Genomic DNA, 22,001 nt, shown 5'->3' on the forward strand with positions numbered 1-22,001 from the left:
ACGACAGAGCATGAGTACTCGGCCTGGCGGGTCACTCGGCCTCCCACGGCAGCAGACCGAGGGTCCGTCCGTGCCCGGGCACGCCGTCCCGGGAACGCCGGCGCAGGTCGTCGAGGTCGTCGGCGCCGGCCCGCAGGTAGCGTCCCGACAGCCCGTCGAGCTCCCCCCGGGCCACGGCGAGGACGAGATCCACGACGTCCTGGGGGTCGGTCCAGTCGGTGCGTCCGGCGTGCACGGCCATGCCCCGGGTCATCGGGGTGTCGACGACACCGGGAGCCAGCTCGACCGCGCGCAGGCCAAGGCCGTACCCGGCCGCGTGCAGGCCCCCGCCGATGCGGAACAGGCCGGTCTTGGCCGCGTTGTACGCCGAGTACACCGTCATGTCGCGGGTGCCGGAGCCGGAGTTCAGGTCGATGACGCGCCCGCCACCGCGCTCGACCATGCCGGGCACCACCGCGCGGACGAGGTGGAACGGGCCGATGAGGTCGGCCTCGACGACGGCGCGCCACTCGGCCGGGTCGGCCTGCCAGATCGGCACCTCGGTGGACTCGATCCGGCCCGCGTTGTTGACGAGCAGGTCGAGCGGCCCCAGCGCGGAGCCGACCTCGTCGACCATCGCCCGGACCTCGTCCCAGTCGGTGACGTCGGCGGTCACGGCGACGCACCGGACCCCGGCCGCCGCGACGTCCGCGCGGACCCGTTCCAGACGGTCGCGGTCCCGGCCGTGCACGGCGACGTCGAGGCCGGCCCGGGCCAGACCGACCGCCAGCACGGACCCGATACCACCGGTGGCGCCGGTGACCAGCGCCGTGCGGGCCGGGGGCGGGTCCCCACGGTCAGGCACCGCGCAGCACCGCCCCGGTCCGCCGGGCCGCCTCCTGCACCGCCGCCGCGCGCACCGCGGCGGCCTCCTGCGCGGTCAGCGTCCGGTCGGGGGCCCGCAGCCGCAGGGCGAACGCCAGCGACCGGTGCCCCGGCGGCACCTGCTCCCCGGTGTAGAGGTCGAACAGCCGGACGTCCTCCAGGAGGTCCCCGGCGCCGTCCCGCAGCGCGGCCAGGACGTCGGCGGCGGGCACGTCGGCCGGGACGACGAGCGCGACGTCCTCCTTGGCCAGCGGGTAGGTGCTCACCGGTCGGGCCTGGACCGGTCCGGGCGCACGCTGCAGGAGAGCGGTCAGGTCGAGCTCGAAGGCGCAGCTGCGGGCCGGCAGCTCCAGGGCCGCGGTCACCTTCGGGTGCAGCTCACCGGCGTGTCCGACGACCTCGCCGTCCGGGGTGAGCAGGGCGGCGCACCGGCCGGGGTGCCAGGGGGCGACCGCCTCGCGGCGGAGGGTCACCGGCACGCCGACGGCGTCCGCGACGGTGCGGGCGGCGTCGATGGCGTCGGTGTGGTCGGCGCGGCGGCCCGGTCCCCACCACCCCGGCAGCACCCGGTGGCCGGCCAGCACCCCGGCGACGTGCAGCGGCTGGTCCGGGACGGCCGCCTCGAGGGCGGCGAGCTCGGCGTCCGACGGGCGCCCGGCGACCCCGGGGCGCGGGGCGACGGCACCGGTCCCCGGCAGGGTGACCGAGCCGACCTCGAACAGGGCGACGTCCGTGCTCCCGCGTCCGACGTTGCGGCGCAGGGTGTCGACGAGCGTGGCGAGCAGGGTGGTGCGCAGCAGCGGCTGCTCCTCCGACAGCGGGTTCGCCAGCCGGACGGCGCGCCGCTGCGGGTCGTCCGCGGGCAGCCCGAGCTCGTCGGCCCGCTCGAGTGAGGTGAACGGGTAGCTGAGCACCTCGGTCAGGCCGGTCTCGGCCAGGGCGCGCCCGACGCTGCGGCGCAGCCGCTGCTCCAGGGTGAGGCCGCCTCCGGCCGGGGCCAGCGGCAGCACCGAGGGGATCTCGGCGTACCCGTCGAGCCGGGCGACCTCCTCGACCAGGTCGGCCGGCTGGCGCAGGTCACCGCGCCAGCTCGGCGGGGTGACGACGAGGTGGTCGCCGTCGGCCGTCACCGTGGCGCCGACCTGGCGCAACAGCTCGACGACCCGCTCGAGCGGGTAGTCCCGGCCGATGAGCCGGCTCGGCTCGTCGGCCCGCATCCGGATCGAGGGTCGGGCCGGCCGCTCGTCGACGTCGGTGACCGCGGGGTCGGCCGTGCCGCCGCCGTGCTCGACGAGGAGCCGGACGGCGAGCTCGGCCGCGACCGGCTGCAGGTCGTCGTCGACGCCGCGCTCGAAGCGGCGGCTGGCCTCGCTGGGCAGCCGGTGCCGGCGCGCCGTGCGCGCGACGGTCGCCGGGTCGAAGTGGGCGGCCTCGATCAGGACGTCGCGGGTGGCCGCGGACACCTCGGTGAGCTCGCCGCCCATCACCCCGGCCATGCCGATGACCCGGGCGCCGGCCTCGCCGTCGGTGATCAGCAGGTCCTCCGGGTGCAGGGCACGCTCGACACCGTCCAGGGTGCGAAGCCGCTCGCCGTCCCGGGCCCGGCGGACGGTGATCTGGCCGTCGAGGGTGGCCAGGTCGTAGGCGTGCAGCGGCTGGCCGAGCAGCAGCATCACGTAGTTCGTCACGTCGACGGCCAGCGAGATCGGGCGCATCCCCGCCTGCTGCAGCCGGCGGCGCATCCAGAACGGGGCGGGTGCGCCGGGGTCGATGCCCCGTACCACCCGGGCGACGAAGCGGTCGCAGCCCGGGACGCCGTGCAGCGGGTCGGCGTCGGCGAGGACGACGGGGTAGCCCCGGTCGGTGGGGTCCGGCACCGGGAGGTCGGCCGGGTCGCGGTAGGCCGTGGTGACGTCGAGCCGGCGGCCGTGGGCGTACTCGCGGGCCACCCCGCGCACCGACAGGCAGTACCCGCGGTCGGGGGTCACGTTGACCTCGACGGTCGTCTGGTCCAGACCGAGCAGGCCGATGGCGTCGTCACCCGGTGCGGCGTCCAAGCCGTACTCGCGCAGCACGATGATCCCGGTGTGGTCCTCGCCGAGGCCCAGCTCCCTGGCCGAGCAGATCATGCCGTCGGAGACGTGCCCGTAGGTGCGCCGGGCGCTGATCGGGAAGGGCCCCGGCAGCACCGCGCCCGGGAGCACGACGACGACCAGGTCGCCGACGGCGAAGTTGTGCGCGCCGCAGACGATGCCGCGTCCGCGACCGGCGGGCCCGTCGGCCGCGTCGTCCCCGACGTCGACCGAGCACCACCGGATCGTCTTGCCGTTCTTCTGCGGCTCCTCGACGTACTCGAGGACCCGGCCGACGACGAGCGGTCCGGTGACGTCACCACCGTGCACGGCCTCCTCCTCCAGGCCGACCCGGACGAGGTCCGCGGCGACGTCGTGCGCGGTCGCCTCGGCAGGGACGTCGACGTGCTCGCGCAGCCACTCCAGCGGGACCCGCATCAGACCTCCATCCCGAACTGGGCGGTGAAGCGGACGTCGCCCTCGACCATGTCCCGCATGTCGGCGACCCCGTGCCGGATCATCAGCGTCCGCTCGATCCCCATGCCGAACGCGAACCCGGAGTAGCGCTCGGGGTCCACCCCGCAGGCGCGCAGCACGTTCGGGTTGACCATCCCGCACCCTCCCCACTCGATCCAGCCGGTGCCCTTGCACGTGCGGCACGACGGCTCGGTGCCGTCGCAGGTGAAGCAGCGCACGTCCATCTCGGCACTCGGCTCGGTGAACGGGAAGAAGCTGGGTCGCAGCCGGGTGGTGATACCCGGCCCGAACACGGACTGGGCGAAGTGGTCGAGGGTGCCCTTGAGGTGGGCCATCGTCAGGCCCTCGTCGACGGCGAGACCCTCGACCTGGTGGAACACCGGGGTGTGCGTGGCGTCGAGCTCGTCGGTGCGGAAGGTGCGCCCCGGCACGGCGACGTAGAGCGGGACGCCGCGCTCCAGCAGGGACCGGGCCTGCACCGGTGAGGTGTGGGTGCGCAGGACGAGACCGGCCTCGGGCGGGTCGACGAAGAAGGTGTCCTGCATCTGGCGGGCCGGGTGGTCGACGCCGAAGTTCAGGGCGTCGAAGTTGAACCACTCCGCCTCCACCTCGGGCCCCTCGGCGATCTCCCACCCCATCGAGGTGAAGAGGTCGGCGACCCGCTCCTGCAGGGTGGTCAGCGGGTGCCGGGCACCGCGCCGGCGCCGGTCGACCGGCAGGGTGACGTCGACGGTCTCCTCGACGAGCACCCGGGCGTCGCGCTCGGCCTCGAGCTCGGCCTGGCGCTGCTGGAGCGCCTGGCGGAGCCGGGCCCGCGCCCCGCCGACCCGCTTGCCGGCCTCGGCGCGGGCCGCCGGGGGCAGCGCGCCGATCTCCCGGTTCGCCAGCGCCAACGGGCTGCGGTCGCCGTCGTGCTCGATCCGGACCGTCTTGAGCCGTTCGAGGGAGTCGGCGGAGGCCACTGCCGCGAGCGCGTCGTGGAGGGCGCGCTCGACCTCCTCGGGCTTCAACGGGGTCACCTCGACCGGGTCGAACTGCTTGTTCGGGGCGGACATGCGGGTCAGTGTCCCAGAGCGTCAGACCTGGCCGGCCGGGGTGCCCCGGGGCAGGGTGACCCGGAACCGGGCGCCCCCGCCGGGTGCCCGGGAGACGGTGACCCGGCCGTCGTGGGCCTCCACCAGCCCCCGGACGAGGTACAGCCCCAGCCCGGTGCCGCCGCGGCGCTCACCGCGCCAGAACTTCGTGAACACGAATCCCAGGTTGTCCTCGGCGATCCCCTCACCCTCGTCGTCCACGCAGACGACGACGCCGTCGCCGTCCGGGTCGGCGGCCAGGGTGAGCGTCACCTGGCCGTCGCCGTGCCGGACGGCGTTGCCGACGAGGTTGGTCAGCACCTGCTCGAGGCGGTCGGGGTCGGCCCACACCTCCGGGACGGGGCCGTCGACGACGACGGCGAACCGGTCGGCGTCCTGTCCCGCGGCGACCATCCGCTCGACCTGGCCGTGCAGTGCCCGCTCGACGTCGACCACCTGCTTGCGCACCGGCAACCGGCCGGCGTCGATCCGGGAGACGTCGAGGAGCTCGGTGATGAGCCGTCCGACGCGGTCGGCGTCCGCCTCGACGGTCTGCAGCATGAGCAGCTTCTGCTCGTCGGTGAACCGGTCCCAGCGCCGCAGCAGGGTCGAGGTGAAGCCCTTGACGCTGGTGAGCGGGGACCGCAGCTCGTGCGCGACCGTGGAGATCAGCCCGGCGTGGTCGTGCTCGGCCCGGCGACGGCCCTCGGTGTCGCGGATCATCAGCACGACCCGGCGCAGGGTCAGGTCGTCCCCGCGCACGTAGCGGGCGGTGACGAGCACCTCGTCGTGGCCGGGCAGGACGAGCACCCGCTCCCGGTGGCCGGTGCGGGTCCGCAGCCCGCCCCACGGGTCGGTGACCGTCCACCAGCGGCGGCCGCTGGTGTCCTGCAGCGGCAGGACCGTGCGGACGTCGGCGCCCAGGACGTCGGCGGCGCGCAGGCCCGTGATCCGCTCGGCGGCGGCGTTGAGCACGGTGACCCGGGCGTCGGCGTCGGCGACGACGAGCCCGTCGGGCAGCTCGTCGAGGTCACCGAGACCGCCGAGACCGCCGGCGCCCGGGTGTCCGTCCACGCGCCGAGGGTAGCCAGCCGTGGCCGGTGCGGGGCGTCAGCGCCGGGGACGGTGGGCCCGCGCCGTGGCGTACAGGCAGACGGCGGCGGCGGTGGCCAGGTTGAGACTCTCGGCCCGGCCGTGGACCGGGACCCGCACGACGGCGTCCGCGAGCGCGCGGTCGCCCGCGGCCAGGCCCCAGGCCTCGTTGCCGAACAGCCAGGCGACCGGACCGGTGAGCGAGCCGGTGCCGGCCTCGGCGGCGCCGGCGAGGTCGTCGACGGCGACGTCGCCGCCGCCGTCCGCGGCCAGCACGGCGCAGCCGGCGTCCCGCAGGGCCGCGACAGCGTCGGCCACCGGCACACCGCTGACGACGTCGAGGTGGAACAGGCTGCCGGCCGTTGCCCGGACCGCCTTGGGGTTGTGGACGTCGACGCTGGAGTCGGTGAGCACCACCGCGTCGGCGCCCGCGGCGTCGGCGGCGCGCAGCACGGTGCCGGCGTTGCCCGGGTCGCGGACGTGGACGAGGACGGCGACGAGGCGGGGAGGCGGCTCCACGGCGGTGGCCAGTGGCACGTCGACGAGGTCGCAGACGGCGACCAGCCCCTGGGGGGTGCGGGTGTCCGCGAGCTCGGCGAGCACCTGGTCGGTGCAGCGCCGGACCGGGACCCCGGCGGCACCGGCGGCGGCGACGATCCCCGGGTGCCGGGCCTCGCCGTCCGCGGTGACGAACAGCTCGCGGACGGCGCCGGGCCGGCCGGGGGCGTGCCCGGCCACGGCCTCGCGGACCGCCTGCGGGCCCTCGACGAGAAACGCACCTGCACGGGAACGTGCGGAGCGCCCGGCCAGCCGCCGGGCCGCCCGCACCCGCTCACTGCGGGGGCTGGCCAGCACCGGCGGGGCCGGGCGCTCGGTCATGCCTGGTGCTCGGTCAGGCCTGGTGCGACTCAGGCGGCCGAGCCCTGCGCCGGGACGTTGGCCCGGGCGGTCTCGACCAGGGCCGCGAACGCCGCGGCGTCGTTGACGGCGAGCTCGGCGAGCATGCGGCGGTCCACCTCGATGCCGGCGGCCTTGAGGCCCTGGATGAACCGGTTGTACGTCATCCCGTTGGCCCGGGCCGCGGCGTTGATCCGCTGGATCCACAGCCGGCGGAAGTCGCCCTTGCGAGCGCGCCGGTCCCGGTAGCTGTAGACCAGCGAGTGGGTGACCTGCTCCTTGGCCTTGCGGTAGAGCCGCGAGCGCTGCCCGCGGTAACCGCTGGCGCGCTCGAGCGTCTCCCGGCGCTTCTTCTGGGCGTTGACCGCCCGCTTCACGCGTGCCACGTGAGTACTCCTCGATTGTCGGGGGCTCGGCTCACTTGCCGAGGAGCTTCTTGACCTTCTTGACGTCGGCGGGGGACGTCACGACGTCCTGGGCCAGCCGGCGGGTGCGCGTGGAGGGCTTGCCCTCGAACAGGTGGCGGGCGTTGGCCTGCTCGCGCATGACCTTGCCGTTCCCGGTGAGGCGGAACCGCTTCTTGGCGCCGCTGTGCGTCTTCTGCTTCGGCATGGCTGCCGTCTCTCCTTTGCGTCCCTGCGGACAGGGGTGTCTGGTCCTGGCAGCCGCCAGGACGCTGGTCCTTCGAGGACTACCGCTCGGCGTCCTGCTTCTCGGCGTCCTGCTTCTCGGCGTCCTGCCGCTCGGCGTCCTCGCGCTGCTCACGACGGCGCCGCTGCTCGGCCTTGGCCTCGGCCTTCTTCTTGTGCGGGCCGATGACCATGACCATGTTGCGGCCGTCCTGCTGCGGCGCGGACTCCACCGAGCCGTCCTCGGCGACGTCCGCGGCGAAGCGCTGCAGCAGCCGGAAGCCCATCTCCGGGCGGGACTGCTCCCGGCCCCGGAACATGATCATGACCTTGACCTTGTCGCCGGCGCGCAGGAACTTCTCCGCCATCCCACGCTTGGTCTCGTAGTCGTGCGGGTCGATCTTGAGCCGGAGGCGCACCGTCTTCAGCGCGGTGTTGGCCTGGTTCTTGCGGGCCTCCCGCGCCTTCATGGCGGCCTCGTACTTGTACTTGCCGTAGTCCATGAGCTTGCAGACCGGCGGCTTGGCCTGGGGGGCCACCTCGACGAGGTCGAGGTCCGCCTCCTGCGCCAGGCGCAGGGCGTCCTCGACCCGCACGATGCCGACCTGCTCACCGTTGGGACCGACCAGGCGCACCTCGGGGACGCGGATCCGGTCGTTGATACGCGGCTCGCTGATGTGCTGCTCCTCGTTCGACGATGTCGGGAGACCACCGCACGCGGGAAAGGCCCCCGCCTGCGAGCGCTGGCGGAGGCCTGCCGGTACCGGTCGGCGCCCGGACGAGCCACGCCGCCACGGGCGGCGCCCGCTCGGACGGGCGGGTCGCGGACGCCGTGCTGGCGCGCCGCGACCGACGGGACCCGACGACCCGGGGGCCGTGCGGGTGGGAGGTCTCTCCGCTTCACGCACCGGCACCGCTCGGCGCTCCCACCAGGAGAGGGCCGGTCGACACCGGTCGGTCGTCTGAGAGGCTACCAGCATGACGAGCGGACCCGACAACCCGGCGGACGCCGAGCCCCTCCTGCCCGGCGACCCGCAGGCCGTCCGGGACATCGCCGAGGTCCCCGCGATCGAGGTGATCACGACGACCGCGCTGCACCTGATGAGCGCCGCCGCAGTGAAGTGCGGGCTGTCCGAGGACGAGGCCGACGGGAGGTGGACGGACCTCGACGAGGCGCGCAAGCTCATCACCGCCCTGGCCGGCCTGGTCACCGCGGCGGCGCCGGAGGTGGGCAGCGACCACGCCCGGCTGCTGCGCGAGGGCCTGCGCCAGCTGCAGCTCGCCTTCCGGGAGGCGTCCGTCGTCCCCGACCCGCCGGGGCAGGGGCCCGGGGAGCGGCTGACCGGGCCGGTGTCCTGACCCGGACTGCTCAGGCGGCGAGGGCGTGAGCGGCGCGCCGGCGCCGACGGGTGCTCTGGGCGCCGAGCGCGCCGAGCGCCATCACCGCCCCCACCACGCCGACGACCGCGAACCCTCCCCACGGCCCGACCGCGTCGACCGCGGTCCCGGCGAGCGGTCCGCCGACCGCGCCGCCGATCGTCATCGCCGACCCGTGCCAGCCCATCGCCTCCCCCCGACGGTGCTCCGGCACGAGCCGCGCGACCATCTCCGCGGTCGAGGAGATCACCGGGGCGTTGAGCATGCCGGCGGGCAGGATCGCCAGCGCGAGGGTCCACGGGGAGTCGGCGAGGCCGATCGGCACCGTGAGGACGGCGAGGGCGAGCAGCAGCCACAGCGGGTGGACGGCGCGGGGCAGGGCGCCGTAGACCAGGGCGCCGAGGATGGATCCCAGGCCCCAGAAGAAGAAGACCAGGCCGCTCATCCCGATGGCGTCGGCCTCCCGAAGCACCGCGACGACACCGATGTCCGTGCCGTACAGGACGACCGTCACGCCGGCCGCCGCGCCGAGCACGGCGAGGATCGCGGGGGTGAGCATCCGCGGACGGCGCACGCCGCGGCCGCCGCCGGCCCCCTCCGCGGGCGCCGGCACCACGGCGCCGTCCTCGAGCAGTGCGCGCTCGGCGTCCGAGGGTGACACCGGCGCGCTACGGGAGACGACGTCCGCGGCGTCGACGTCGCGGCCCACCCGGCGTCCGGCGAGCTGCTCGCTACGGGTCGGCGGGTTCGCCACCACCAGCGCGATCCCGGAGAGCACCATCGTCGCCCCGACACCGAGGATGGCCGCGGTCGTGGACACCTGGGTGGCGACGAGCACGCCGAGCGCGGGCCCGGCCATGAACGACAGCTCGACGCCGATGGAGTCGACGGCGTAGGCCGTGCGCCGCTGGGCCTCCGGCACGACGACGGACAGCGACTGGCGCACGACGGTGAAGATCGGCAGCCCCATGAGCCCCCCGACGAACGCCGCGACGAGCAGGCCCTGGTAGGGCAGGAACGGGATGGCGCTCCACACCACCGCCTCGACCACGATCGACGGGGCCAGGGTGCGGCGCAGGCCGAACCGGTCGAGCAGGCGGCCGCGCCACGGGGAGCCGATCGCCGCGCCGAGGGTCGTCGCGGTGCCCACCAGCCCTGCCTCCAGCCAGCTGCGCCCGAGCGTGCCCTCGACGAACAGCACGAGCACGATGCCCGCGGCGCTCATCGGAATCCGGGCCACGACGCCGAGCAGCAGGAGGTTGCGGGCCCCGCGCAGGCGCAGCAGGGCCCGGTAGGGCGACAGGGACATGGGATGAATGATGGCATCCCCGCCGGGGTGGCCTGGCTACGCGGTCACCTGATCGCCACACCGGGAGGAGAACCGGGCCCGGTGACGGGCCGCTTGGGGCCGCGTGGCCGGGTCACTCCTCCCCCCGTGGCGATCACGAAGGTAGCGACCACGAGGGTGGCGACCACGAGGGGGCGCTCAGGCGGGGCGCAGCGACAGCTCCACGGAGTCGACCCGCTCGGCCACGACCGGGTCGACGGCCAGGCGTTGGGAGACCCGGCCGGTGAGCGCGTCGAGCCCGGCCCGGCCCAGGCCGGGCCGCACGGCGAGGACGACGCGGAGCTCGGCCCGCCCGCCGGGCTCGCAGCGCACCGTGGTGACCTCCGGCAGACCGGCCAGCGCCCGGCGGACCGCCTCGGCCACGGCGGGGTCCGCCGGCGACGGGACCCACGGGCGCCCCTGGGCCAGCGCCCAGACGGCCGGCCGCGGGAGCACGACGATGACCGGCCCGGCGACGTCCAGGACGACGACGTCGGCACCCTCCTCGACCGCCGACATCGCCGCCCGGCGCGCCGCCACCGGTACCGGGCGTGCGGCGGCGTCCCACGCGGCCAGGGTCCGCACGCCGGTGAACAGCGGCAACCCCACCCGCCCGTCCCGGCCCCGCACGGTGACCGTCGCCATCTCGGCGGACGTCTCGCCGGGCCGTGCCACCACCGGGACGACGAGCCGCGTGCCGGTGAGGGCCCGGACGACGTCCGCCAGGTCCGCGGTCCCGGCGGCGTACCCGGTGAGCACCCGCTCGAGGGCGGGGTCGGCGGCGCCGTCGTCGCCGGCGAAGGGGGGCGGGGAGAGGGTCCGCCCCTGCCAGGGGACCCCGGCGGAGTCCGCCTGCGGGTCGCCGGTCACGGGCGGCCGGCGACGTCGAGCGCCTCGGGCAGCGTGAACGCGCCGGCGTACAGGGCCTTGCCGACGACGGCGCCCTCGACCCCGAGGGGCACCAGGTCACGCAACGCCCGCAGGTCCTCGAGGGAGGAGATCCCGCCGCTGGCGACGACGGCGGCGTCGGTACGGGCGCACACCGCGCGGAGCAGGTCGGTGTTGGGGCCGCGCAGGGTGCCGTCCTTCGTCACGTCGGTGACGACGTACCGGGCGCAGCCGTCGGCGTCGAGGCGCGCCAGCACCTCCCACAGGTCGCCGCCCTCGCGGGTCCAGCCGCGGGCGGCCAGCGTGGTTCCGCGGACGTCGAGCCCGACGGCGACCGTGTCGCCGTGCTCGGCGATGACCCGGGAGGTCCACGCCGGGTCCTCCAGGGCAGCGGTGCCGAGGTTGACCCGCCGGGCGCCGGTGGCCAGGGCGCGCTGCAGCGACTCGTCGTCCCGGATGCCGCCGGACAGCTCGACGGCGACGTCGAGGCGGCGCACCACGTCGGCGAGCAGGTCGGCGTTGGAGCCCCGCCCGAAGGCCGCGTCGAGGTCGACGAGGTGGATCCACTCGGCGCCGGCGGCCTGCCAGGCCAGGGCCGCCTCCAGGGGGTCGCCGTAGGACGTCTCGCTGCCGGCCTCCCCCTGCACCAGCCGCACGGCCCGGCCGCCGGCGACGTCGACGGCGGGCAGCAGCTGCAGGCGCGGGGCGGGCAGGTCGTCGATCACCGTCACGAGGGTAGTGAGAACCAGACCCGCCACCGCAGGCGGAGGCTCACCCGCAGTCCGCGCGCAGGCGCGCCGGCCCCGAGCGACCGTCTCAGTCGCACCAGATCGGTATGTCGCGCGCCCGGCTCACCGGGTGGACCTCCAGCCCCTCACGCATCAGCACCTCGAGCACGGAACGCTCTGCGGTGAGGATCAGCGAGTCCGCGTACCGAGGCGCTTCGATCACTACCTCTTCCTCCGGTGCCCAGGCTCGTCCGCTGAAGCCCGCCGAGCCCCACCGGTGCACCAGCTCGTCCAGCCGCGCCGTCACGCGAGCGTCGCCCGGACCTACCGTCGCGCACAGGCGGTCCTGGTTCCACGGCGCTGTGGAACACCACGTCCAGGCCGCGTCCTTGAAGTGTCCTAGACCTCGCACGAGGGCTCGACCTGTCGCCGCGTCGACCCAGCCGGCGGCAGCCGAGGGGATCATCCGGGTGTCGTACCCGGGCCTGAGCTCGACGAGCTCCGCCCACGGTGTGTAGCCGTCGACGGCGGACGGATAGCCGGTCACGCCTGCGATGCGGGACCACGGCAGGAGGGTTCCGTCAGGCAGCTGGCCCGGCAGCAGGAGACGCGCCAGGCTCACCTCAGGGACCGGACCCAGTTCTCCAGCAGGGCGGCCCCGGCGTCCCCGGACTTCTCCGGGTGGAACTGGGTCGCCGACAGCGGGCCGTTCTCCACCGCGGCGACGAACCGGCCGCCGTGCTGCGACCAGGTGACGAGCGGGGCACGCAGCCGGGCGTGACCCGACCGCATCTCCCAGCGCAGCACGCCGTAGGAGTGCACGAAGTAGAACCGCTCGTCCTCGACCCCGGCGAACAGCGTCGAGCCGGCGGGGACCTCGACGGTGTTCCACCCCATGTGCGGGACGACGTCCGCGGGCAGCCGCTCGACCGTACCCGGCCACTGCCCCAGCCCGGCGGTGCGGTGACCGTGCTCCACCCCCAGGTCGAACATCACCTGCATCCCCACGCAGATGCCGAGCACCGGGCGCCCGCCGGCCAGCCGGCGGCCGACGACCTGCCCGCCGCCGACGGCGTCCAGACCGGCCATCACGGTGGCGAAGGCCCCGACCCCGGGGACGACGAGGCCGTCGGCCTCCGCCGCCGCGGCCCGGTCGGCGGTCAGCTCGACGTCGGCGCCGACCCGCTCGAGCGCCCGGACGGCGGAGCGGACGTTGCCGGAGCCGTGGTCGAGGACGACGACGCGCGGGCTGGGCATGACGTCAGGGTACGGAAGGGTCAGCCGGCGCCGGGACCGTACCGGCGCCACTGCCGCAGCGCCAGCAGCCCGAGCAGGGCGACCCCGACACCGAGCAGGAGCGCCGAGCCGTCACCAGAGGTGGCGCGCACGGCCTGCACCGTGACGACGACGGCGAGCAGGACGAGCACGACGGTGCCGGCGACCCGGTCCCAGCGGCGAGCGGCGTCCACCCAGCGGGCCTCGGCGCGCGAGCCCGCCACCGCGGCCCGGGCGGCCGCCACCCGGGACATCCCCGCGGTGCTGACCGCCCCGGGGAACGTGGCGGGGTCGGCGCCCAGGACGAGCCGGCTGGCGACGTCCGGCAGACAGGCCAGGGCCCGGCCGCCGGGGGTGGCGCCGGTACGCTGCCCGGCCCGCCACGTGACGGCGTCCACCTGGTCCCCGCGTCGCTCGAACAGGCTCAGCTCCACGTCCCCGAGCACCCGGGAGACCCGGTGAGCGGACTCCTCGGTACCCCCCTGGTGCTCGAGGACCAGGCCGGTCCCGGCGCCGTCCAGCGGGACGGCCGTGGCGGCCACGCGGACCAGGGCGGCGGCCGCGGCCGTCCGCGCGGCGTCCGCGACCGGGACCACGAGCACGCTGCGGACCGGGGTCGCCTCGTCGCCGACGGGGCGGCCGGCCGGCTCGGGCGCGGTCACAGGGCGCCCTTGGTGCTGGGCACGCCGGTCACCCGCGGGTCGACGGCCACCGCGGCGCGCAGCGCGCGGGCCACCGCCTTGAACTGGGCCTCGACGACGTGGTGCGGGTCGCGGCCGGCCAGCACCCGCACGTGCAGGGCGATCGCGGCGTGGTGGGCGAGGGTCTCGAACACGTGCCGGGTCAGCGACCCGGCGTAGGGCACCCCGCCGGCGCCGCCACCGATCAGGGCGTACGGCTGCCCGTCGGGCTCCCCGGTGTGCACGCAGTACGGCCGGCCGGACACGTCGACGACCGCCTGGACGAGGCACTCGTCGAGCGGGACGGTGGCGTCCCCGAAGCGGGCGATGCCCGTCTTGTCGCCGAGCGCCTGGCGCAGGGCCTGGCCGAGCACGATCGCGACGTCCTCGACGGTGTGGTGGGCGTCGACGCCGGTGTCCCCCTCGGCCTCGACGACGAGGTCGATCAGCGAGTGCCGCGACAGCGCGGCCAGCATGTGGTCGTAGAACGGGACGCCGGTGCTCACCCGGCAGGCCCCGGTGCCGTCGAGGTCGAGCTCGACGGCCACCCTCGACTCGCTCGTGGCACGCTCGAGGCGGGCGGTGCGGCTCATCGGGGCTCTCCTCGCTGGTCGGTCAGGGCCGCGGCCAGGGCGTCGAGGAACGCGGTGGTCTCCTCGGGGGTGCCGGCCGTCACCCGCAGATGGTGCCGGATGCCGACGTCCCGGACGAGGACGCCCCGGTCCAGCAGCGCCTGCCAGGTGGCCCGCTCGTCGTCCAGGCCACCGAACAGGACGAAGTTCGCGTCGCTCGGCACCGGGTGCAGGCCGAGGTCGGCGACCGCGCCGACGATCCGGTCCCGCTGGGTCTTCGTCGCCTCGACACTGGCCAGCAGCGTGTCGGCGCGGGCGAGCGCGGCCCGGGCGGCGGCCTGGGTCAGCGAGGAGAGGTGGTAGGGCAGCCGGACCAGCCGCAGCGCGTCGGTGACGGCGGGGTCGGCGGCGAGGTAGCCGACGCGGGCGCCGGCCAGCGCGAACGCCTTGCTCATCGTCCGGGTGACGACGAGCCGGGGGCGGCCGGGCAGCAGCGTGAGTGCGGACGGCGTCCCGGGCCGGGCGTACTCGGCGTAGGCCTCGTCGACGACGAGGACCCCGGACGTCGCGGCGTAGGCGGCCTCGACGACGTCCAGGTGCAGGGCGGTGCCGGTCGGGTTGTTCGGGGAGCACAGGAACACGACGTCCGGGTCGACGGCCCGGACCTGGGCGGCGACGTGCTCGGCGTCCAGGTCGAAGTCCCCCTCGCGCTGCCCGTCGACCCACGCCGTCCCGGTGCCCCGGCTGATGATCGGGTGCATCGAGTACGAGGGCGTGAAGCCCAGCGCGGTGCGCCCCGGGCCGCCGAAGGCCTGCAGCAGGTGCTGGAGCACCTCGTTGGACCCGTTGCCTGCCCACATCTGGTCGGCCGTCAGGCCGTGGCCTAGGTAGGCGGCGAGGTCGCCGCGCAGCGCCGTGAACTCACGGTCGGGGTAGCGGTTGAGGGTGCGCACCTGCCCGGCGAGGGCCTCGACGACGGCCAGCGCGACGTCCTCGGGCAGCTCGTAGGAGCTCTCGTTGGTGTTGAGCCGTACCGGGACGTCGAGCTGTGGGGCGCCGTAGGGCGTGCGGCCGCGCAGGTCCTCACGCAGCGGCAGGTCGTCCAGGGGGCTCACCGGGCAGAGTCTAGGAGGCAGGTGTCTAGGAGGCAGGTGTCTAGGAGGCAGGAGCCCAGGCAGCTCGGCCCGGTCACCACCGGAGATGCTGGGTCCGTGACCGACGTCGAGACGCGGCGGATGTTCGTCGCGGTGGTGCCGCCCGAGCACGTGCTGGCGCACCTGCAGGCCGCCCTCACCCCCCACCGCGACCTGGCCGGCGGCGCCCGCTGGACGCTCGTCGAGCAGTGGCACGTCACGCTCGCGTTCCTGCCGTCGGTCCCGGACCGGGCGGTGCCGCCCCTGGTCGAGCGGCTCCGCCGGGCGGCGACCCGGGGCGGACCCCTGGCGGCCAGGGTCGCCGGCGCCGGCGCGTTCCCGCGACCGGCGCGGGCCACCGTGCTGTGGGCCGGGGTGGCCGGCGACGACGAGACGCTGCGCCGGCTGGCCGCCGGGACGCGGGCGGCGGGACGCCGGGCGGGCGTCGAGGTCGCGGGCGGACCGTTCCGCCCGCACCTCACCGTGGCCCGGCTGCCGCGCCCCGGGGACGCGCGCCGCTGGGCCGACGCGCTGGGCGACTACACCGGACCGGCGTGGACCGCGACCGAGATCACGCTGGTCGCCTCGCGGCTCGGCGCGGGCCCGGGCGGCCGGGCCGTCCACGAGACGCTGCACCGCCTGCCGCTGGGCGGGCGGTAACGGCGGCGGCTCAGCCGTCGAACGGCGGCTCAGCCGTCGAACCGCACCCGGACCGCCGCGCCGTGCGCAGGCAGGTCCTCCGCGTCGGCGAGCGCCACGACGTCGTCGGCGACGTCCTGCAAGGCCTGCGCGGAGTACTCCACGACGTGGATGCCGCGCAGGAACGTCTGGACGCCGAGCCCGCTGGCGTGCCGCGCCGTCCCCCCGGTGGGCAGCACGTGGTTGGAGCCCGCGCAGTAGTCACCGAGGGACACCGGGGCGTGCGGGCCGACGAAGACCGCGCCGGCGTTGCGGACCCGGGCCGCACGGGCGGCGGCGTCGACGGTCTGGATCTCCAGGTGCTCGGCGGCGTAGGCGTCGACGACCTCCATGCCGGCGTCCAGGTCGTCGACGAGCACGACCGCCGACTGGGGTCCGGACAGGGCGGTGCGGATCCGGTCGGTGTGCTTCGTGGCGGCGACCTGCCGCTCGAGCTCGGCGTCGACCGCGTCGGCGAGGCGCTCGGAGTCGGTGACGAGGACGGCGGCCGCCAGGATGTCGTGCTCGGCCTGGCTGACGAGGTCGGCGGCGACGTGGACCGGGTCGGCGGAGTCGTCGGCGAGCACGAGGATCTCGGTCGGGCCGGCCTCGGAGTCGATGCCGACCACCCCCTTGACGACCCGCTTGGCGGCGGCCACCCAGACGTTGCCGGGGCCGGTGACGACGTCGACGGGCTCGCAGCCGGTGCCGTCGTCCTCCGGGGCGCCGTAGGCGAGCATCGCCACGGCCTGCGCGCCGCCGACCGCGTAGACCTCCTGGACGCCGAGCAGGGCGCACGCGGCGAGGATCGTCGGGTGCGGCAGCCCGCCGTGCTCCTTCTGCGGCGGGGAGGCGACGACGAGCTGCTGGACGCCGGCCTCCTGGGCGGGGACCACGTTCATCACCACGCTGCTCGGGTACACCGCCTGGCCGCCGGGGACGTACAGCCCCACCCGCTCGACCGGCACCCACCGCTCGGTGACGGTGCCGCCGGGCACGACCGAGGTCCGCACGTCGGCGCGGCGCTGGTCGCGGTGCACGAGCCGGACCCGGCGAACCGCCTCCTCCAGCGCCGACCGCACCGCGGGGTCGAGGTCCCTGAGCGCGGCGGCGAGGGCGTCGTCGGGCACCCGGAGCCGGTCGAGCCGGACGCCGTCGAAGCGTTCGGTCAGCTCGCGCACCGCGACGGCGCCGCGCTCGCGCACGTCCTCGCAGATCGGCCGGACGGCGGCGACCGCGGCGTCGACGTCGAGGTCGGCCCGGGGGACGACGCCGCGCAGCCGCCGGGACTGCAGCGGCCGGCCTCGCAGGTCCATCCGTCGGATCACCGCACCAGGGTACGGCGGCGCCGCGCCCGCGTACGCTCGGCGGGTGCTGCTGCCGCTGTTCCCCCTCAGCACGGTGCTCGTGCCCGGGCTCGTGCTGCCGCTGCACGTGTTCGAGCCGCGCTACCGGGCGCTGGTCGCGGACCTCACCTCGGAGGGCGACCCGGACGCCGAGCTCGGGGTCGTCGCGATCCGGCAGGGCGTCGAGGTGGGCGGGGACGCGCCGCCGAGCACGTACGAGGTGGGCTGCACCGCCCGGCTGCGGCAGGTGACCGAGCACCCCGACGGCCGGTACGACCTCGTCACCACCGGCACCCGCCGCTTCCGCCTGCTGGGGCTGGCGGACACCGGCACCCCGTACCTGACCGGCCGGGTCGAGCTGCTCGAGGAGCCGGACGGCGATGACGTCGACCTGCCCGACCTGGCCCGGCAGGTCGGGCTGGAGCTGGCCGCCTACCGCCAGGCCGTGGGGCTGGCGCAGAGCGGACTGCCGAGCAGCCCGCGGGTGCTGTCCTACCTCGTCGCAGCGGTCGTGGTGCTCGACCTGGCGGACCGCCAGGGGCTGCTCGAGCAGCCGGACACGGCTCGCCGGCTGCTCGCCGAGCGGAGCCTGCTGCGCCGGGAGCGCCGGCTCGTCGAGGCCCTCGGCGCAGTGCCGGCGCCGCGGCTCACCCAGTCCCCCGCCAGCCCGAGCTGAGGCCGCCGGTGAGCCGCAAGCGGGTGACCCCCGCCGCCACCCCTGCCACCGCCGTCCTGGCCCGGGCCGGCGTCCAGCACACGGTGCGGGCCTACGACCACGACCCGGACGCCGTCGCGGCGGGGCTCTCCTACGGCGAGGAGGCGGCGCGGGCGCTCGGCGTGGAGCCGGCCCGGGTGCTCAAGACCCTGCTGGCCGGCGTCGACGGCCGGCTCGTCGTCGCGGTGCTGCCGGTCGACGCCCGCCTGGACCTCAAGGCGCTGGCCGCGGCCGTCGGCGGCCGGCGCGCGCAGATGGCCGACCCGGTCTCGGCGGAGCGGGCCACCGGGTACGTCGTCGGCGGGATCAGCCCGCTGGGCCAGCGGCGACGCCTGCCCACGGTCCTCGAGCAGGACGCGACCCGCTGGCCGACCGTGCTGGTCAGCGCCGGCCGGCGCGGCCTGGACGTCGAGCTCTCCCCGGTCGATCTCGTCCGGCTCACGGCGGCGGTGACCGCCGCGATCACCACCCGCCGCTGAGACCCGGCCCGTTCAGGCGGGCTCAGCCGGCTCTGGCGGGCTCAGACCAGGCAGCTGGGGCCGAGCAGCGCCTTGAGGTCCCCGAACAGGGCCGGGGAGGGGGTGACCCGCAGCCCGTCGTCGAGCCGCATCAGCGTCGCCCGGCCGGACTGCTCGAGCCGCAGGTGCACCTCGGTGACCCCGGGGTGGGTGGCGAGCACCTCCTTGAGCTGACCGACGACCGGAGGCGTGCAGCGGGTTGCCGGCAGGGCGATGACGACCGGGCCCGCTGAGCCCTGGCTGACGTCGGGCAGGGTCAGCTCGGACGCGTAGACGGTCGGCACGTCGTCCCGCCGGTTGAGCCGCCCCCGGACGACGCACACGGTGTCGGGCTCCAGCACGGTCGACACGGTCGCGTACGTCTGGGGGAAGAACAGCACCTCGATCGCGCCCTCGAGGTCCTCGACGGTGGCGATCGCCCACTGGTTGCCGTTCTTGGTCAGCTTGCGGGTCACCCCGGTGATGAGACCCGCGATGGTGACGGTCGCGCCGTCCGGGCGGGCGTCGTCGGCGAGCAGCGCAGCGATGCTGCAGTCGGCGGACCGGGCCAGGACGTGCTCGACGCCGAGCAGCGGGTGGTCGGAGACGTACAGGCCGAGCATCTCCCGCTCGTAGGCGAGCCGCTCGCGCTTGTCCCAGTCCGGCACGTCCGGCAGGACGATCTGCAGCCCGCCGGGGGCCGCACCGGAGTCGCCGCCCCCGAACAGGTCGTACTGGCCGACCGCCTCGTTGCGCTTGAGGTCGATGACCGCGTCGACGGCGTCCTCGTGGCGCAGGGCCAGCTGGCGCCGGCCGTGCCCGAGGGAGTCGAAGGCCCCGGCCTTGATCAGGGACTCGATCGTCCGCTTGTTGCAGACCACCGCGGGCACCTTCTCCAGGAAGTCCTGGAAGGAGGTGAAGGCGCCCTTCTCCTGGCGTGCGGCGACGATGGCCTCGACGACGTTGAGGCCGACGTTGCGGATGGCGGCCAGGCCGAACCGGATGTCCTCGCCGACGGCCGCGTAGGTGGCCACCGACTCGTTGACGTCCGGCGGCAGCACGGTGATCCCCATCCGCCGGCACTCGTTGAGGTAGAGGGCGGACTTGTCCTTGTCGTCGCGGACGCTGGTCAGCAGCGCGGCCATGTACTCGGCGGGGTAGTTGGCCTTGAGGTAGGCGGTCCAGTACGAGACGAGCCCGTACGCCGCCGAGTGCGCCTTGTTGAAGGCGTAGTCCGAGAAGGGGACGAGGATGTCCCACAGGGTCCGGATCGCGTCGTCGGAGTAGCCGTTGGCGCGCATGCCGTCGCGGAAGCCGACGAACTCGGCGTCGAGCACCTCACGCTTCTTCTTGCCCATCGCCCGGCGCAGCAGGTCCGCCTTGCCCAGGGTGTACCCGGCGAGGCGCTGGGCGATGGCCATCACCTGCTCCTGGTACACGATGAGGCCGTACGTCGTCCCCAGGATGGGCTCCAGGGCCTCGGCCAGCTCGGGGTGCGGGTAGGACACCGGCTGCTGGCCGTTCTTGCGCAACGCGTAGTTGGTGTGCGACCCGGCACCCATCGGTCCCGGCCGGTAGAGCGCGCCGACGGCCGAGATGTCCTCGAAGTTGTCCGGCTTCATCAGCCGCAGCAGCGAACGCATCGGGCCGCCGTCGAACTGGAACACCCCGAGGGTGTCCCCGCGGCCGAGCAGCGCGTACGTCGCGGGGTCGGTCGGGTCCTTGCTCAGCGCGTCGAGGTCGACGTCGACGCCGCGGTTGGCGCGGACGTTCTGCAGGGCGTCGTCGAGGATGGTGAGGTTGCGCAGGCCCAGGAAGTCCATCTTGACCAGGCCCAGCGCCTCGCAGGTCGGGTAGTCGAACTGGGTGATGACCTGGCCGTCCTGCTCCCGGCGCATGATCGGGATGAGGTCGATCAGCGGCTCGCTCGACATGATCACACCAGCGGCGTGCACGCCCCACTGCCGCTTGAGGCCCTCGAGCCCGCGTGCGGTCGCGACCACCTTCTGGACGTCCGGGTCCTGCTCGTGCAGGGCCCGGAACTCCCCCGCCTCGGCGTACCGCTTGTGCTCCGGGTCGAAGATGCCCGACAGCGGGACGTCCTTGCCCATGACGGTGGGCGGCATCGCCTTGGTGAGCCGCTCCCCCATCGAGAACGGGTACCCGAGGACCCGGCTGGCGTCCTTGAGCGCCTGCTTGGCCTTGATCGTCCCGTAGGTGACGATCATGGCGACGCGGTCGTCGCCGTACTTCTCGGTGACGTACCGGATCACCTCTCCCCGGCGGCGCTCGTCGAAGTCGACGTCGAAGTCCGGCATCGACATCCGCTCAGGGTTGAGGAACCGCTCGAAGATCAGCCCGTGCTGCAGCGGGTCGAGGTCCGTGATCCGCATCGCGTAGGCGCACATCGAGCCGGCGCCGGAGCCACGACCGGGCCCGACCCGGATGCCGTGCTCCTTGGCCCAGGTGATGAAGTCGGCGACGACGAGGAAGTACCCGGCGTAGCCCTTGCCGACGATGACCTCGGTCTCGTAGCGCGCCTGCTGGCGCACCCGGTCCGGCACGCCGTCGGGGTAGCGCTCGAGCAGGCCTCTCTCGACCTCCTTGACGAACCAGGACTCCTCGTTCTCCCCCGGCGGGCAGGGGAACCGCGGCATGTAGCGGCCCTCCCCCTCGGTGAAGGAGACCTCGCAGCGCTCCGCGATGAGCAAGGTGTTGTCGCTGGCCTCGGGGATCTCCCGCCACAGGTGGCGCATCTCGGCCGGGGACTTGAGGTAGAAGTCGTCGGCGTCGAACTTGAACCGGTTCGGGTCGGCGAGGGTGGACCCGGACTGCACGCACAGCAGCGCGGCGTGCGCGGTGGCGTCCTCGGCGCGGGTGTAGTGCAGGTCGTTGGTGGCCACGACGGGCAGCGCGAGGTCCTCGGCCAGCCGCAGCAGGTCCTTCTGCACCCGGCGCTCGATGTCGAGCCCGTGGTCCATGAGCTCGACGTAGTAGTTCTCCGCCCCGAAGATGTCGCGGAACTCCGCGGCCGCCGCCACGGCCCGGTCGTACTGGCCGAGGCGGAGCCGGGTCTGCACCTCCCCCGACGGGCAACCGGTCGTGGCGATGAGGCCGTCCGCGTACTGGCTGAGCAGCTCACGGTCCATCCGGGGCTTGTAGAAGTGCCCCTCGAGACTGGCCCTGGAGGCGAGCCGGAACAGGTTGTGCATCCCCGGGGTGGTGCGGGCCAGCAGCGTCATGTGGGTGAACGCCCCGCCGCCGGAGACGTCGTCCCGCCCGCCCTCTGCCCACTTCACCCTGGTCCGGTCGGTCCGGTGGGTGCCCGGCGTCACGTACGCCTCCAGGCCGATGATCGGCTTGACCCCGTACCGCCGGCCGGTCTTCCAGAAGTCGTAGGCGCCGAACACGAAGCCGTGGTCGGTGGTGGCCAGTGCGGGCATCCCCATCCGGGCGGCCTCGGCGAACAGGTCGTCGACCCGGGCCGCACCGTCGAGCATCGAGTACTCGGTGTGCACGTGCAGGTGGACGAACTGGTCACTGGTGCTGCCCGACGGCATGGTGCGTGCGCCTCCTGGTGGGGTCAGGACGTCGACGACCCGGGGAAGGCGGCCGGCCTGCGCTCTCGGGCGCTGACCGGCCTGGTCGTGCGACAGCGAGTCTAGGTTCCGCCAGCGACAT

General features: G+C 75.0%; 22 protein-coding genes. 4 read left to right on the forward strand and 18 right to left on the reverse strand.

The window, feature by feature from the left end:
• Positions 1-31 precede the first annotated feature (31 nt).
• From ACFP6A_RS06250 to infC, 8 genes are all read right to left on the reverse strand, one after another.
• Positions 32-844, reverse strand: coding sequence for an SDR family NAD(P)-dependent oxidoreductase (locus tag ACFP6A_RS06250; protein ID WP_379602419.1), 813 nt, complete (start codon positions 842-844; stop codon positions 32-34).
• Positions 837-3,374, reverse strand: coding sequence for a phenylalanine--tRNA ligase subunit beta (gene pheT, locus ACFP6A_RS06255; RefSeq protein ID WP_379602420.1), 2,538 nt, complete (start codon positions 3,372-3,374; stop codon positions 837-839). The genes ACFP6A_RS06250 and pheT overlap by 8 nt, the downstream gene beginning before the upstream one ends.
• Entirely contained in the window at positions 3,374-4,468 is a 1,095-nt protein-coding gene (gene pheS, locus ACFP6A_RS06260; RefSeq protein WP_379602421.1) for a phenylalanine--tRNA ligase subunit alpha, read from the reverse strand. The genes pheT and pheS overlap by 1 nt, the downstream gene beginning before the upstream one ends.
• A 21-nt stretch (positions 4,469-4,489) precedes the next feature.
• Positions 4,490-5,560 carry an ATP-binding protein gene (locus ACFP6A_RS06265; protein WP_379602423.1) on the reverse strand — a complete coding sequence of 357 codons (1,071 nt, stop codon included), beginning with the start codon at positions 5,558-5,560 and terminating at the stop codon, positions 4,490-4,492.
• 36 nt (positions 5,561-5,596) lie between these two features.
• Positions 5,597-6,457 (reverse strand): TrmH family RNA methyltransferase, encoded by an 861-nt coding sequence (locus tag ACFP6A_RS06270; RefSeq protein WP_379602425.1) that lies wholly within the window; start codon positions 6,455-6,457, stop codon positions 5,597-5,599.
• Positions 6,458-6,486: 29 nt separating this feature from the next.
• A complete protein-coding gene (gene rplT / locus ACFP6A_RS06275; RefSeq protein ID WP_379602427.1) occupies positions 6,487-6,861 on the reverse strand; it encodes a 50S ribosomal protein L20 in 375 nt (124 codons plus the stop codon).
• Between the two features lie 31 nt (positions 6,862-6,892).
• Positions 6,893-7,087 carry a 50S ribosomal protein L35 gene (gene rpmI, locus ACFP6A_RS06280; RefSeq protein WP_379602429.1) on the reverse strand — a complete coding sequence of 65 codons (195 nt, stop codon included), beginning with the start codon at positions 7,085-7,087 and terminating at the stop codon, positions 6,893-6,895.
• A 79-nt stretch (positions 7,088-7,166) separates the two neighbouring features.
• Entirely contained in the window at positions 7,167-7,739 is a 573-nt protein-coding gene (gene infC / locus ACFP6A_RS06285) for a translation initiation factor IF-3 (RefSeq protein WP_379602431.1), read from the reverse strand.
• A gap of 343 nt (positions 7,740-8,082) precedes the next feature.
• On the opposite strand from infC, the gene ACFP6A_RS06290 reads away from it, so the two are divergent.
• Entirely contained in the window at positions 8,083-8,463 is a 381-nt protein-coding gene (locus ACFP6A_RS06290) for a DUF1844 domain-containing protein (protein WP_379602432.1), read from the forward strand.
• A gap of 10 nt (positions 8,464-8,473) precedes the next feature.
• On the opposite strand, the gene ACFP6A_RS06295 is transcribed toward ACFP6A_RS06290, so the two are convergent.
• From ACFP6A_RS06295 to ACFP6A_RS06330, 8 genes are all read right to left on the reverse strand, one after another.
• Positions 8,474-9,790 carry an MFS transporter gene (locus ACFP6A_RS06295; protein ID WP_379602433.1) on the reverse strand — a complete coding sequence of 439 codons (1,317 nt, stop codon included), beginning with the start codon at positions 9,788-9,790 and terminating at the stop codon, positions 8,474-8,476.
• Between the two features lie 177 nt (positions 9,791-9,967).
• A complete protein-coding gene (locus ACFP6A_RS06300) occupies positions 9,968-10,678 on the reverse strand; it encodes an SseB family protein (protein WP_379602434.1) in 711 nt (236 codons plus the stop codon).
• The gene (gene priA, locus ACFP6A_RS06305) at positions 10,675-11,409 is read right to left on the reverse strand and encodes a bifunctional 1-(5-phosphoribosyl)-5-((5-phosphoribosylamino)methylideneamino)imidazole-4-carboxamide isomerase/phosphoribosylanthranilate isomerase PriA (protein WP_379602892.1); all 735 of its coding nucleotides are present in this window, start codon (positions 11,407-11,409) and stop codon (positions 10,675-10,677) included. The genes ACFP6A_RS06300 and priA overlap by 4 nt, the downstream gene beginning before the upstream one ends.
• A 103-nt stretch (positions 11,410-11,512) precedes the next feature.
• Positions 11,513-12,046 carry a hypothetical protein gene (locus ACFP6A_RS06310; RefSeq protein ID WP_379602436.1) on the reverse strand — a complete coding sequence of 178 codons (534 nt, stop codon included), beginning with the start codon at positions 12,044-12,046 and terminating at the stop codon, positions 11,513-11,515.
• The gene (gene hisH, locus ACFP6A_RS06315; protein WP_379602437.1) at positions 12,043-12,681 is read right to left on the reverse strand and encodes an imidazole glycerol phosphate synthase subunit HisH; all 639 of its coding nucleotides are present in this window, start codon (positions 12,679-12,681) and stop codon (positions 12,043-12,045) included. Before hisH ends, ACFP6A_RS06310 begins: the two co-directional genes overlap by 4 nt.
• A 20-nt stretch (positions 12,682-12,701) precedes the next feature.
• Complete coding sequence (locus tag ACFP6A_RS06320) at positions 12,702-13,361, reverse strand: hypothetical protein (protein WP_379602438.1); 660 nt, start codon at positions 13,359-13,361, stop codon at positions 12,702-12,704.
• A complete protein-coding gene (gene hisB, locus ACFP6A_RS06325) occupies positions 13,358-13,972 on the reverse strand; it encodes an imidazoleglycerol-phosphate dehydratase HisB (protein ID WP_379602439.1) in 615 nt (204 codons plus the stop codon). Before hisB ends, ACFP6A_RS06320 begins: the two co-directional genes overlap by 4 nt.
• Positions 13,969-15,066 carry a histidinol-phosphate transaminase gene (locus ACFP6A_RS06330; protein ID WP_379602441.1) on the reverse strand — a complete coding sequence of 366 codons (1,098 nt, stop codon included), beginning with the start codon at positions 15,064-15,066 and terminating at the stop codon, positions 13,969-13,971. Before ACFP6A_RS06330 ends, hisB begins: the two co-directional genes overlap by 4 nt.
• Before the next feature lie 96 nt (positions 15,067-15,162).
• Between ACFP6A_RS06330 and thpR the strand changes: the two genes are divergently transcribed.
• Positions 15,163-15,744 carry an RNA 2',3'-cyclic phosphodiesterase gene (gene thpR / locus ACFP6A_RS06335; protein ID WP_379602443.1) on the forward strand — a complete coding sequence of 194 codons (582 nt, stop codon included), beginning with the start codon at positions 15,163-15,165 and terminating at the stop codon, positions 15,742-15,744.
• A gap of 29 nt (positions 15,745-15,773) precedes the next feature.
• Here thpR and hisD read toward each other — a convergent pair whose 3' ends face one another.
• Positions 15,774-17,090 carry a histidinol dehydrogenase gene (hisD, locus tag ACFP6A_RS06340; RefSeq protein WP_379602445.1) on the reverse strand — a complete coding sequence of 439 codons (1,317 nt, stop codon included), beginning with the start codon at positions 17,088-17,090 and terminating at the stop codon, positions 15,774-15,776.
• Between the two features lie 43 nt (positions 17,091-17,133).
• Between hisD and ACFP6A_RS06345 the strand changes: the two genes are divergently transcribed.
• Both ACFP6A_RS06345 and ybaK read left to right on the forward strand, forming a co-directional pair.
• The gene (locus tag ACFP6A_RS06345; RefSeq protein ID WP_379602446.1) at positions 17,134-17,784 is read left to right on the forward strand and encodes an LON peptidase substrate-binding domain-containing protein; all 651 of its coding nucleotides are present in this window, start codon (positions 17,134-17,136) and stop codon (positions 17,782-17,784) included.
• An 8-nt stretch (positions 17,785-17,792) separates the two neighbouring features.
• On the forward strand, positions 17,793-18,302 hold the full coding sequence (gene ybaK / locus ACFP6A_RS06350) for a Cys-tRNA(Pro) deacylase (protein ID WP_379602448.1): 510 nt from the start codon (positions 17,793-17,795) through the stop codon (positions 18,300-18,302).
• Between the two features lie 41 nt (positions 18,303-18,343).
• On the opposite strand, the gene dnaE is transcribed toward ybaK, so the two are convergent.
• Entirely contained in the window at positions 18,344-21,880 is a 3,537-nt protein-coding gene (gene dnaE / locus ACFP6A_RS06355; RefSeq protein WP_379602449.1) for a DNA polymerase III subunit alpha, read from the reverse strand.
• Positions 21,881-22,001: the final 121 nt, after the last annotated feature.

The sequence above is a fragment of the Quadrisphaera sp. GCM10027208 genome, assembly GCF_042658805.1.
GTDB lineage: Bacteria > Actinomycetota > Actinomycetes > Actinomycetales > SCSIO-59966 > SCSIO-59966.